Raw genomic sequence first — 12,913 nt, 5'->3', positions numbered from 1 at the left:
TGACAGGTTTATCAAGACATGCCAAAACGTACAGACATCAAAAGCATCCTGATCCTGGGGGCCGGCCCTATTGTGATCGGGCAGGCGTGCGAATTCGATTACTCCGGAGCCCAGGCCTGTAAGGCGCTTCGCGAGGAAGGTTACCGGGTTATCTTGGTTAACTCGAACCCGGCGACCATCATGACCGATCCGGCGATGGCCGATGCCACCTACATCGAGCCGATTACCTGGAAAACGGTCGAAAAGATCATCGAGAAAGAGCAGCCAGACGCTCTGTTGCCCACCATGGGCGGCCAGACGGCGCTGAACTGTGCCCTTGATCTGGAAAAACATGGCGTTCTGGAAAAGCACGGCGTTGAGATGATCGGTGCCAATGCCGATACCATCGACAAGGCGGAAGACCGGGATCGCTTCGATAAGGCCATGAAGAAAATCGGCCTCGAATGCCCGCGTGCCTCCATTGCCCATACCATGGCGGAAGCCTGGACCATTTCCGAAGACATCGGCTTCCCGTGCATCATTCGCCCGTCCTTCACCATGGGTGGCTCTGGCGGTGGTATCGCCTACAACAAGGATGAGTTCGAAGAGATCTGTCAGCGTGGTCTGGACCTGTCTCCGACCAACGAGCTGCTGATCGACGAGTCCCTGATTGGCTGGAAAGAGTATGAGATGGAAGTGGTTCGCGACAAAGCGGACAACTGCATCATTGTCTGTGCCATCGAAAACTTCGATCCGATGGGCGTGCATACCGGCGATTCCATTACTGTTGCGCCGGCCCAGACGCTGACGGACAAGGAATATCAGATCATGCGGAACGCCTCGCTGGCGGTGCTGCGTGAGATTGGTGTGGAAACTGGTGGTTCCAACGTGCAGTTCGGGATCAACCCGGAGACCGGCCGTATGGTGGTCATTGAGATGAACCCGCGGGTGTCCCGCTCCTCGGCCCTGGCGTCCAAAGCGACCGGCTTCCCGATTGCCAAGGTGGCCGCCAAGCTGGCCGTGGGCTACACCCTGGACGAACTGAGCAATGATATTACCGGCGGCATAACTCCGGCCTCGTTCGAGCCCAGCATCGACTATGTCGTTACCAAGATTCCCCGGTTCACTTTTGAGAAATTCCCGCAGGCTGATGCCCGCCTGACGACCCAGATGAAGTCGGTGGGTGAGGTCATGGCGATCGGGCGGACCTTCCAGGAATCCCTGCAGAAGGCGCTCCGTGGTCTGGAAGTCGGGTCGGAAGGGTTTGATGAAAAGCTGGAAGAGCTCGAATCCGAGAATTCGCAGGAAACCCTGATCCAGGAAATGAATGTTCCGGGCGCCGATCGCATCTGGTACCTCGGCGATGCCTTCCGTTCCGGCCTGACCGTTGACGATGTGTTCCAGCACACCAAGATCGATCCTTGGTACCTGGTGCAGATTGAAGACATTATCCGCGAAGAGCAGGCGCTGAAGAGTGCCGGTAAAGCGGATATCGATCAGGCGACCCTGTTCCGTCTGAAGCGCAAAGGTTTCTCCGATGCCCGTCTGGCCAAGCTGCTGGGTATCTCCGAAGTCAGCCTGCGTAAACTGCGCCATGAGCTGGATATTCGACCGGTCTACAAGCGGGTTGATACCTGTGCGGCCGAGTTCGCATCCGACACCGCGTACATGTACTCCACCTATGAGGAAGAGTGCGAATCGGACGTTAGCGATCGTGAAAAGATCGTCGTCATTGGCGGTGGCCCGAACCGGATCGGCCAGGGTATCGAGTTCGATTACTGCTGTGTGCACGCGGCTCTGGCCATGCGTGAGGATGGCTACGAAACCATCATGATCAACTGCAACCCGGAGACGGTGTCCACCGACTATGACACCTCCGACCGGTTGTATTTCGAGCCCATCACCCTGGAAGACGTTCTTGAGATCGTCGAGCTTGAAAAACCGAAGGGTGTGATTGTGCAGTACGGTGGCCAGACACCGCTGAAACTCGCGCGAGGCCTGGAAGCGGCCGGTGTGCCGATCATCGGTACCAGTCCGGATGCCATTGACCGTGCGGAAGATCGCGAGCGCTTCCAGCAGATGATTCAGCGTCTGGGTCTGAAGCAGCCGGAAAACGCGACGGTTCGCAGCCACGAAGAAGGTATCCTGGCGGCTCGTGAAATCGGTTATCCGCTGGTCGTTCGCCCGTCCTACGTGCTTGGCGGTCGTGCCATGGAGATCGTTTACGATGAAACCGAGCTGGTGCGTTACATGCGCAGCGCGGTTCTGGTCTCCAACGACAGCCCGGTTCTGCTGGATCACTTCCTGAATGCCGCCATTGAGGTCGACATCGATGCTATCTGTGACGGCACGGATGTGGTGATCGGTGGCATCATGCAGCATATTGAGCAGGCCGGTGTGCACTCCGGTGACTCCGCGTGTTCGCTGCCGCCATACAGCCTGCCGAAGGACGTGCAGGACGAGATGCGTGAAGCGGTGCGCAAGATGGCGATCGAGCTCGAGGTTGTTGGTCTGATGAACGTTCAGCTGGCCTGGCAGGACGGCGAAATCTACGTCATCGAAGTCAATCCACGTGCGTCCCGTACGGTACCGTTTGTGTCCAAGGCTGTGGGCGAGTCCCTGGCGGCTGTTGCGGCCCGGGTCATGTCCGGCAAGACCCTGGCGGAGTTGGGCTTTACCCAGGAAATCGTGCCGGAGTACTACGCCGTGAAGGAGTCTGTATTCCCGTTCAACAAGTTCCCGGCCGTTGACCCGATTCTGGGGCCGGAAATGAAGTCCACCGGTGAGGTGATGGGGCTGGGTGACAGCTTCGATGAGGCTTTTGCCAAGGCGTCACTGGCTTCTGGCGAGCGTTTGCCGGCCAAGGGTACGGCCTTTATGTCTGTACGTGATGTCGACAAGCCGGGCGCTGCCAGTGTTGCCCGGGATCTGGTGGAAGCCGGCTTCAAGATTGTAGCTACCACCGGTACTGCCAAGGCGTTGGCCGAGGCCGGTATCGACGTGGAGCGGGTGAACAAGGTTCGGGAAGGTCGGCCGCACATCGTGGATGCCATTAAAAATGGCAAGGTTCAGTTAATTATCAACACCACTGAAGGTCGCAAGGCCATTTCGGATTCGGCGCAGATCCGACAGTCCGCGCTGCAGACCAAGGTAACATACACAACGACTCTGGCAGGTGGCGAGGCGTTCTGTCGGGCGATCAAGTTCGGCCCGGAACGCACGGTACGTCGTCTCCAGGATCTTCACGCAGGAAAATAAGGCTATGTCTGAAAGAGTACCCATGACCAAGGTGGGCGAAGCCCGTCTGCGCGAGGAGCTTCAGAAACTGAAGTCCGACGATCGCCCCAAGGTGATCGCGGCTATTGCCGAAGCTCGCGAGCACGGCGATCTGAAGGAGAATGCGGAATATCATGCGGCCCGTGAACAACAGGGTTTCATTGAAGGGCGCATTCAGGAAATCGAGGGCAAGCTCTCCGCAGCCCAGGTGATTGACGTGACGACCATAGAGAACACCGGGAAGGTGATTTTCGGTACCACGGTGCACCTGATCAACATGGAAACCGACGAAGAGGTCAAATATCAGATCGTTGGCGAAGATGAGGCTGATATTAAAGCCGGAAAGATCTCCATCTCGTCTCCGATCGCGCGCGCCCTCGTCGGCAAGAATGAAGGCGATGTGGTAGCCATCCGCATTCCTTCAGGCACCGTCGAGTACGAAATTGGAGAAGTCGAGTACATCTGATTTTGGTGCAACCATAAAAAAGCCGGCTGGGGATTCGCAGCCGGCTTTTTTGTTTGAGCCTGAAAAAACAGTTATTGCGATTTGGCGCTCGCTTGTTCAGCGCTTGTGGCGAAGCAGGTTGGATAGCTTCGGATTGGGCTTCTTGGCTCGGCGTAGGATAACGGCAATTTTGCCAATGGTCTGGATCAGTTCGGCGCCGGAGCTTTGGCAGAGTTCTGCGATGGCTTCCTGGCGAGCCTCGCGGTCCGTGCTGGCGATTTTGATCTTGATAAGCTCGTGGTCGTTGAGCGCCCGCTCCAATTCTTCCTGGAGCCCTTCGGACAGACCTTTGTCGCCAACAATGATGACGGGTTTCAGGTTGTGGGCAATGGCACGGTATTCCCGGCGCTGTTCCGGTGAAACGCTCATGATGTAATCTCTTAATAGGTGCAATTAACAAAAGGTCAGCGGAGGTTTCGCTGCCATAAACGTATAATCGGCGAAGTGTAACAGATCAGCGCCCGCTAAAAATCGCCGTTAACACTTATCGGTGCGGATAAAGGTTGTTCTGACAACGATTGATGGAGGTTGAATTTGGCCCGCTCGAAGTCCAGTGATCGCTGGCTCAAGGAACATTTTGATGACGTCTGGGTCAAAAAGTCCCAGGAAGATGGCTACCGTTCCCGCGCCAGTTACAAGCTCGTGGAGCTTGATAAGAAAGACAAGCTATTCCGTCAGGGGCAGCTTGTCGTGGATCTTGGCGCCGCTCCAGGCGGATGGTCTCAGGTTGCTGTTGAGCGTGTCGGTGATTCCGGCGTGGTGATCGCCAGTGACATCTTGCCGATGAATCCGATCGCAGGTGTGGACTTTGTTCAGGGCGATTTCACCGAGGACGACGTGTTCGAGGAATTGCTGGAATTATTGGGTGATCGCCGGGCAGACGTTGTAATTTCGGATATGGCGCCCAATATGAGTGGTATGGCTGCCGTAGATATTCCAAAAGCGATGGGGCTGGTCGAGCTCGCCCTTGATATGGCGCAACGAGTATTGCGGCCCGGTGGCACCTTCGTTGCCAAGGTTTTCCAGGGCGAGGGCTTTGATGCACTGCTGGCAGACATGCGGGGAAGTTTCAGTTCCGTGGTCAGTCGCAAGCCGGATTCTTCCAGGGCCCGGTCCCGGGAAATCTATCAGGTTTGCAAGGGGTTTAAGGGCTGAGGAGTTCAGCCGGCCTGTGGCCGATACGGATGGGCCGTTTCTGGTGGACAGGCGTACAATTGGTGTAAGGTGTCAAAAAGGGGTTGGGCCTGCATGGGCCACCCTTCAATTCACAGGTGACGATCCTTGAACGATATGGCAAAAAATCTGGTTCTCTGGCTAATCATAGCCGCCGTGCTGCTGATGGTATTTCAGAACTTTTCTCCCACCACCAGCGGGCAACAAGTCAATTATTCCCAGTTTGTTGAGATGGTCCAGCAGGGCCAGGTCAACCGGGTAACCATCGACGGCCTGGAAATCCAGGGCACCCGTGGCGATGGCTCCCAGTTTCAGACCATTCGCCCACAGGTGGCGGACAACAAGCTGATGGACGATCTGCTGGCAAACAACGTTGAAGTGATCGGTAAAGAGCCTGAGCGCCAGAGCCTGTGGACCCAGCTTCTGGTCGCGGCGTTTCCCATCCTGATCATCATTGCGTTGTTTGTTTTCTTCATGCGCCAGATGCAGGGCGGCGGTGGTGGCAAAGGCCCCATGTCGTTTGGCAAGAGTAAAGCGCGCCTGATGAGTGAGGATCAGATCAAGACAACCTTCGCCGACGTGGCGGGTGTCGATGAGGCCAAGGAAGATGTGAAGGAGCTCGTGGACTTCCTGCGCGATCCAAGCAAATTCCAGCGTTTGGGTGGCAGCATTCCCAAGGGCGTTCTGATGGTTGGTCAGCCAGGTACTGGTAAGACCCTGCTCGCGAAAGCGATTGCGGGCGAGGCGAAAGTGCCTTTCTTCTCCATCTCGGGTTCCGATTTCGTCGAGATGTTCGTGGGCGTGGGTGCCTCCCGGGTTCGCGATATGTTCGAGCAGGCGAAGAAGCAGAGCCCGTGTATTATCTTTATTGACGAGATTGATGCCGTAGGTCGCCATCGTGGCGCTGGCATGGGCGGTGGTCACGACGAGCGTGAGCAGACCCTGAACCAGCTGCTGGTGGAAATGGACGGTTTTGAAGGCAATGAAGGCGTTATCGTTATCGCTGCCACCAACCGTCCGGACGTTCTCGACCCGGCATTGCTTCGCCCGGGCCGTTTCGACCGTCAGGTTGTTGTCGGTCTGCCGGACATCATTGGCCGTGAGCAGATCCTCAAGGTGCACATGAAGAAGGTACCCCTGGCGGATGGCGTGGAGCCCGCGCTGATCGCCCGTGGTACCCCTGGCTTCTCAGGCGCAGATCTGGCCAACCTGGTTAATGAGGCTGCTCTGTTCGCAGCGCGCCGCAATCAGCGTCTGGTATCCATGGAAGAGTTTGAGCTCGCCAAAGACAAGATCATGATGGGCGCTGAGCGCAAGTCTATGGTGATGAGCGAAAAAGAAAAGCTCAACACGGCTTACCATGAATCCGGGCATGCCATTGTTGGTCGTCTGATGCCGGAGCATGATCCGGTGTACAAAGTCAGTATCATTCCCCGCGGTCGGGCACTGGGTGTAACCATGTTCCTGCCGGAAGAGGACAAGTACAGCCACAGTAAGCGTTATCTGGACAGCTCCATCTGCAGCCTGTTCGGCGGGCGCATTGCTGAGGAACTGACTCTTGGGTTCGAAGGAGTGACGACGGGCGCTTCGAACGATATCGAGCGTGCTACGAGTTTGGCCCGAAACATGGTGACTCGTTGGGGGTTGTCGGAAAAGCTGGGACCGTTGCAGTACGATACAGACTCAGACGAGCCGTTCCTGGGTCGCTCCGCAGGTCAGGCTCAGACGGTCTATTCGCCTGAAACGGCGCAGCGTATCGATGAAGAGGTTCGTAATATCATTGATACCTGCTACGAAAAGGCCAAGCAGATCCTGGTTGATAATCGGGACAAGCTGGACCTGATGGCTGATGCCCTGATGAAGTACGAGACAATCGACCGCTTCCAGATTGATGACATCATGGAAGGCAAGGTGCCCCGTCCGCCAAAAGGTTGGGGGGATAACGGCCCGACTGGCGGAGTGAAGGCCGATGACGCGGACGCTGCTCCTGAGTCCAAGGGGGCGGACGACGGTCGTCAGCCGGGTGTCGGTCGTCCGGCCGGAGAGCACTGAGTCTCTGCTGCCTTTAAAATGAGGTGATCACGACGCCGCCCGGACTCCGGGCGGCGTTTGTTTTTGTTGCTGTGCGGGAAGGTTATGGAAATGAATTTTGCCGGGCGGGTGCTGGATATGTCCCGCTGTCACGTAATGGGCATTCTGAATGTAACGCCTGATTCCTTTTCCGATGGTGGCAAGTTTAATTGCCCGGATAGTGCGTTGGCTCGTGCCTCAGCCATGGCTGCCGAGGGTGCGGCGTTTATCGATGTTGGTGGTGAATCAACCCGACCAGGTGCCGAGCCGGTGTCGCTTCAGGAGGAGTTGGATCGGGTCTGTCCAGTTGTCGAGGCGATCACTCGCGACCTGGATGTTGTGGTTTCTGTCGATACCAGTTCGCCGGAAGTGATGACTGAAACGGCCCGGCTGGGCGCAGGTTTGATCAATGATGTGCGTGCTTTGCAGCGCCCGGGGGCGCCGGAGGCCGCCGCGCGTGCAGAAATTCCAGTCTGTCTGATGCATATCCAGGGTGAGCCGGACACCATGCAGGATCGCCCGGCTTACCGAAATGTCCTTCGAGAGGTCAGTGCATTTCTGACCGAGCGGGTGAGGGTAGCTGAAGCTGCTGGCGTTCGTACGGATAACGTTGTTCTGGACCCGGGCTTCGGATTTGGTAAGACCGTGGAGCATAATTTGCAGTTGCTGTCCGCGTTGGATCAGATGCATATTCTGGGGCATCCGCTGTTAGTAGGGATCTCCAGGAAGTCGATGCTTGGAGCCATAACCGGCAGGGAAGTCGATCAGCGTTTGCCGGCGAGTCTGGCGGCCGCCACAATATCGGCAATGAAAGGGACCAGCATCCTGAGGGTGCATGATGTTCGGGAAACAGTGGATGCCGTCAAGGTAGTGGCGGCGATGAGGGAGTCGGGTTAATGGCCGAGAGAAAGTATTTTGGCACGGATGGCATTCGTGGCCGCGTAGGTGAGTTTCCAATCACGCCGGAGTTTATGCTTCACCTGGGGTGGGCTGCAGGGCAGGCGTTCAAGCGGGATGGCCAGCGCAATAGTGTGTTGATTGGGAAGGATACACGTCTTTCCGGGTATATGTTCGAATCGGCGCTTGAGGCCGGGCTCGCGGCCGCCGGTGTAGACGTCAAGTTGTTGGGGCCAATGCCGACGCCGGCCATCGCCTACCTGACTCGCACATTCCGAGCCTCTGCGGGTATCGTGATCAGTGCCTCCCACAATCCTCACCATGACAACGGCATCAAGTTCTTTTCCGCCAATGGCACCAAGCTGGATGACGATCTCGAGGCCGAGATAGAGTACTGGCTGGATCAGCCGATTCAGGTGTGTGAATCCTCTGAGCTGGGCAAGGCCTCGAGGGTTGACGACGCGCCGGGCCGATACGTGGAGTTCTGCAAGAGCACCGTGCCAAATGAGTTTTCCCTGGAAGGGATGAGCATCGTCCTCGATTGTGCCCATGGCGCGACCTATCACGTTGCGCCGAAGGTGTTTCGTGAGCTGGGCGCCAGCGTGACTGTGATTGGGAATGAGCCGGATGGTCTGAACATCAATTTGAACGTCGGTTCTACTCATCTGGGTGCGCTGCGCCAGACGGTGATGGATCGGGGCGCGGATCTCGGTATCGCTTTTGACGGCGATGGTGACCGGGTGCTGATGGTCGATCGCGATGGCTCTGAAGTTGACGGCGATGAATTGCTGTATGTAATTGCCTCCCAGCGATACGCCGAAGGTCGGCTCAAAGGGGGAGTTGTAGGTACCCTGATGACCAACCTCGGGGTCGAGCTGGCGTTGAAGGAGATCGGCATCGAGTTCGAGCGCGCGAAGGTAGGTGATCGATATGTGATGGAGCGCCTGCTCGCGCAGAACTGGGTTCTGGGTGGTGAGGGGTCCGGACACATGGTTATCCGCGACTGCACGTCGACCGGTGATGGTATTGTGTCGGCGTTGCAGGCTTTGTTGGCGGTGCGCAAGTCCGGTCGCTCCCTGTCCGAGTTGCGCCAGGGTATGAGTAAGTTGCCGCAGACAATGATCAATGTGCGTGTCGCTGAACGCTTTGACCCGTTGGGGCGCGAGGATATTGTCGCCGCTGTTCGTAAAGCCGAGGCAGAGCTGGGCGCGGCGGGGCGCGTGCTGTTGAGGGCATCCGGAACCGAGCCTCTGATACGGGTAATGACAGAAGGGCAAGACGCTGCTGACATCGCTCGAATCGCTGAAGAGCTTGCGGCAGTCGTTGAGCGGTCCGTGGGCTGATTTTGTGTCTGGGGGCGGTTGTCTGTCTGCAGGTAGTGCTGTATAGTTCGCCCTCCCTTACATTCGGGAACTGTTATGCGCCGTAAGATCGTAGCCGGAAACTGGAAAATGAACGGGTCGAAAGACCTGGCAGAAAAGTTGGTTGGCTATGTCCGGTCTGAGGCCGGGTCGCTTGATAATGGCGTGGAGGTTGTTATCATTCCGCCCGCTATTTACATCAGTGATGTTGTCGCGCAGGCGGCTGGTGACTTGGCCGTTGGCGTTCAGAATGTAAGTGGCTGGCAAGCCGGAGCTTATACCGGGGAGGTTTCCTCAGGTATGGCGGTTGATCAGGGGTGCGGGTACGCACTGGTTGGTCATTCCGAGCGTCGTCAGCTTTTCGGCGAAACCGATGAGGTGGTTGCTGATAAGGTGGCGCGAGTGCTGGGAGATGGTCTGGTTGCCATTGTTTGTGTTGGCGAGACGCTCGAGCAGCGCGAGGCAGGCGACGCCGAAGCTGTAGTCGCTGCGCAGATTGAGCGCGGGCTGGCGAAGGTTGAAGTCAGTCAGTGGGAGCGTGTTGTTGTTGCCTACGAGCCTGTATGGGCAATTGGGACCGGTAAAACAGCGACGTCGGAAGATGCGCAGGCTATGCACGCATCGATTCGTAAGGTGCTTGAAGGGATTGGTGCGCCGTCAAAAGACGTTTCAGTACTTTACGGCGGTAGCGTAAAAGCGGATAATGCAGCCGCTCTTTTTGCCGAGCCGGATATTGATGGCGGCTTGATCGGCGGAGCATCGCTGATAGCAGAAGATTTTGTGAGCATTTGCCGGGCAATGCCGGCAGGTAGCTAAAGATTAAGGTTCGCGAGAGTCGATATGGATTGGATGGAAACACTGGTAGTCGTTGTGCACGTGGTGATCGCGGTGGCACTGGTGGGTCTGGTTCTGATTCAGCAGGGTAAGGGTGCTGATGCTGGAGCGGCATTTGGTGGTGGCGCTTCCCAGACTGTGTTTGGTAGCCAGGGTAGCGGAAGCTTTCTGACCCGTGTAACGACTATCCTTGCAATCGTGTTCTTTGTGACAAGTTTTTCACTGGCTGTTTTTGCAAAGCAGCGCGCGGAAGTGGCAGGCGAAGCAGGTATTCCGGTTGTTGAGGAATCCAGCGATGTTGCGGCTCCGGTCGAGCAGGCTGCTGAAAAAGATGCGGCTCAGCCAGCTGAAGCCGAGGGTGGGGAGCAAGGCCTCCCTGAACTCGAGTAAGAATGATGCCCGGGTGGTGAAACTGGTAGACACGCTATCTTGAGGGGGTAGTGGCGAAAGCCGTGCCGGTTCGAGTCCGGCCCCGGGCACCATATAATAAAAAACGGCTTGGAATTCCCAGGCCGTTTTTTTTGGTCAGTCCTTGACCAGTTCTGCCGGCATCTCTATACTCCGGCGGAGATTGGAGCCAGCGGACTTAGGTCCTTGGGGCTCCGGCAGGCCAGGTGTCTGTCAGCAGGAATGCGGTATATCGTTTTGCTTCCTGCGAGTTCTTGCAACAAAGAGCCCCATTTCAAGGGGCTTTTTGATTAAGGGGCCTGGCGCAAAGGGCCCTGGTGCATAAAAAGGGCTGGTCGACAGCCCTTTTTTTGTTTTTGTAGCCGGAAAATCTGAATACGGAGATGGCATAACGTGTCAGCCAAGCTAACACAACTGGAAGACCTCCTTCGGCCGGTGGTTGAAGGTCTGGGGTATGAGTTCTGGGGGCTAGAATTCCGCTCCCAGGGCCGCCACTCCTTGCTCCGGGTCTTTATTGATGATGTCGAAAATGGCATAGGCATCGACGACTGTGAAAAAGTCAGTCGCCAGATTAGCGGTGTTATGGATGTGGAAGATCCCATTCAGGTGGAGTACACCCTTGAGGTTTCCTCTCCGGGCATGGACCGGCCTCTGTTTCGGCCAGAGCAATATCAGGCGTTCGTTGGTCACAAGGTGGAAATTCGTTTGCGAATGGCCTTTGAGGGCCGTCGAAAATACCTCGGGCTGATCAAGGGCGTTGAAGGCGATGAGGTTGTGATCGTGGTAGATGATCACGAATACCTGTTGCCGTTTGACAGTATCGAGAAAGCGCACATCGTTCCGGTGTTCGAGTAAACCGTATTGAAAAGTCAGTGGACGTACCGTTTTATTTTTAAGGGCAGGGCAATCCAATGAGTAAAGAGATCTTGCTGGTGGTTGAATCCGTCTCGAACGAAAAAGGTGTCGAGAAGGACGTGATTTTCGAGGCGATCGAGCTGGCGCTCGCCACGGCCGCCAAGAAGCGCTATGAGGAAGAAGAGGCCGATATCCGGGTTGCCATTGATCGCAGGACTGGTGAGTACGACACCTTCCGCCGCTGGCTGGTCGTAGATAACGACGCGGTTCCGGCACTTGGTACCGAACTGACGCTTGAAGAAGCGGAAGAAATCGACACCAACCTGAAGCCGGGCGACATTCACGAAGAACAGATCGAGTCTGTTGCTTTTGGCCGTATCGGGGCTCAGGCTGCCAAGCAGATTATTTTCCAGAAGGTGCGCGAAGCCGAGCGTACCAAGATTGTTGACAGCTACCGTGACCGGGTTGGTGAGTTGGTCTCCGGTACCGTTAAAAAGGTGACACGGGACAATGTTATCGTTGATCTTGGCGCCAACGCGGAAGCCCTGCTTCCTCGTGAGAACCTGATCCCCCGGGAGACCTTCCGGATGGGCGACCGTGTTCGTTCATTGCTGCTCGAAATCCGAACCGATCACCGTGGTCCCCAGCTGATACTGAGTCGAACCGCCCCGCAGATGCTGATCGAATTGTTCCGCATCGAGGTGCCCGAGATCGCTGAAGAGCTCATTGAAATCCGTGGCGCGGCTCGTGATCCCGGTTCGCGGGCCAAGATCGCAGTGAAGACCAATGACCGTCGGATTGACCCGGTCGGCGCCTGCGTCGGTATGCGTGGTTCGCGGGTTCAGGCCGTATCCAACGAGTTGGGTGGCGAGCGTGTTGATATCGTGCTTTGGGACGATAACCCGGCGCAGCTGGTGATCAACGCGATGGCACCGGCGGAAGTTGCCTCCATTGTGATGGACGAGGACCGTAACACCATGGACGTTGCGGTTGCCGAGGATAATCTGGCTCAGGCTATTGGTCGGAACGGCCAGAATGTCCGGTTGGCAACTGAACTGACTGGCTGGACTCTGAACGTGATGACTGAAGAAGAGGCCGGCGAGCGCCAGGAACAGGAATACGGCCGCTTGGTGGAACACTTTACCGCCAACCTGGATGTGGACGAAGAATTTGCGGGCGTGCTGATCGAGGAAGGTTTCACCTCTCTTGAGGAAGTGGCCTATGTGCCCATGGAAGAGATGCTCGCCATTGATGGTTTCGATGAAGAAACCGTTACCGAGCTTCGTCGGCGCGCAAAAGATGTGCTTTTGAATCAGGCCCTGGCCAGTGAAGAGGCGCTCGAGGGCGCTGAGCCGGCAGAGGACCTCCTGAGCATGGATGGTATGGACCGTGGCCTCGCGTTCAAGCTGGCGGGCATGGGTGTTCGTACCATGGAGGACCTGGCGGAGCAGTCGGTAGACGACTTGCTCGAAATTGACGATATGGATGAAGAGCGTGCGGGTCAGTTGATTATGACTGCACGTGCCCCCTGGTTTGAAGACCAGGCGTAATTCGG

Annotated in this window: 11 protein-coding genes and 1 tRNA gene; 11 read left to right on the top strand and 1 reads right to left on the bottom strand. The window is 56.7% G+C overall.

The annotated features are described in order from the left end of the window. Positions 1-18: 18 nt before the first annotated feature. Together carB and greA are read left to right on the top strand one after the other, a co-directional pair. The gene (carB, locus tag D777_RS11825) at positions 19-3,237 is read left to right on the top strand and encodes a carbamoyl-phosphate synthase large subunit (RefSeq protein WP_036132378.1); all 3,219 of its coding nucleotides are present in this window, start codon (positions 19-21) and stop codon (positions 3,235-3,237) included. 4 nt (positions 3,238-3,241) lie between these two features. Beyond that, entirely contained in the window at positions 3,242-3,721 is a 480-nt protein-coding gene (greA, locus tag D777_RS11820; protein ID WP_081849539.1) for a transcription elongation factor GreA, read from the top strand. Positions 3,722-3,817: 96 nt separating this feature from the next. On the opposite strand, the gene D777_RS11815 is transcribed toward greA, so the two are convergent. Beyond that, positions 3,818-4,129, bottom strand: coding sequence for a YhbY family RNA-binding protein (locus tag D777_RS11815; protein ID WP_036132375.1), 312 nt, complete (start codon positions 4,127-4,129; stop codon positions 3,818-3,820). Between the two features lie 165 nt (positions 4,130-4,294). Between D777_RS11815 and rlmE the strand changes: the two genes are divergently transcribed. The 9 genes from rlmE (at position 4,295) to nusA (ending at position 12,908) form a co-directional block, all read left to right on the top strand. Next, positions 4,295-4,915: a 23S rRNA (uridine(2552)-2'-O)-methyltransferase RlmE gene (rlmE, locus tag D777_RS11810; protein ID WP_036132373.1), complete on the top strand. Its 621-nt coding sequence runs from the start codon at positions 4,295-4,297 to the stop codon at positions 4,913-4,915. 126 nt (positions 4,916-5,041) lie between these two features. Continuing rightward, positions 5,042-6,985 (top strand): ATP-dependent zinc metalloprotease FtsH, encoded by a 1,944-nt coding sequence (ftsH, locus tag D777_RS11805; RefSeq protein ID WP_319802604.1) that lies wholly within the window; start codon positions 5,042-5,044, stop codon positions 6,983-6,985. A gap of 84 nt (positions 6,986-7,069) precedes the next feature. Further along, on the top strand, positions 7,070-7,900 hold the full coding sequence (folP, locus tag D777_RS11800) for a dihydropteroate synthase (protein ID WP_036132369.1): 831 nt from the start codon (positions 7,070-7,072) through the stop codon (positions 7,898-7,900). After that, positions 7,900-9,243: a phosphoglucosamine mutase gene (gene glmM, locus D777_RS11795; RefSeq protein WP_036132368.1), complete on the top strand. Its 1,344-nt coding sequence runs from the start codon at positions 7,900-7,902 to the stop codon at positions 9,241-9,243. Before folP ends, glmM begins: the two co-directional genes overlap by 1 nt. A gap of 75 nt (positions 9,244-9,318) precedes the next feature. Next, on the top strand, positions 9,319-10,077 hold the full coding sequence (gene tpiA / locus D777_RS11790; protein ID WP_081849538.1) for a triose-phosphate isomerase: 759 nt from the start codon (positions 9,319-9,321) through the stop codon (positions 10,075-10,077). A 24-nt stretch (positions 10,078-10,101) separates the two neighbouring features. After that, positions 10,102-10,485 carry a preprotein translocase subunit SecG gene (gene secG / locus D777_RS11785; RefSeq protein WP_036132365.1) on the top strand — a complete coding sequence of 128 codons (384 nt, stop codon included), beginning with the start codon at positions 10,102-10,104 and terminating at the stop codon, positions 10,483-10,485. Between the two features lie 7 nt (positions 10,486-10,492). Next, a tRNA-Leu gene (locus D777_RS11780) sits at positions 10,493-10,577 on the top strand. Between the two features lie 319 nt (positions 10,578-10,896). Beyond that, positions 10,897-11,358 carry a ribosome maturation factor RimP gene (rimP, locus tag D777_RS11775; RefSeq protein ID WP_036132364.1) on the top strand — a complete coding sequence of 154 codons (462 nt, stop codon included), beginning with the start codon at positions 10,897-10,899 and terminating at the stop codon, positions 11,356-11,358. Positions 11,359-11,414: 56 nt separating this feature from the next. Next, positions 11,415-12,908, top strand: a complete 1,494-nt coding sequence (gene nusA / locus D777_RS11770; protein WP_036132362.1) for a transcription termination factor NusA — start codon at positions 11,415-11,417, stop codon at positions 12,906-12,908. The last annotated feature ends 5 nt before the right edge of the window (positions 12,909-12,913 follow it).

This window comes from Marinobacter nitratireducens (assembly GCF_000708045.1).
Classification (GTDB): Bacteria; Pseudomonadota; Gammaproteobacteria; order Pseudomonadales; family Oleiphilaceae; genus Marinobacter; species Marinobacter nitratireducens.
The sequence above is the reverse complement of the archived record's forward strand: the minus strand, read 5'-3'. Positions and strand labels throughout refer to the sequence as shown.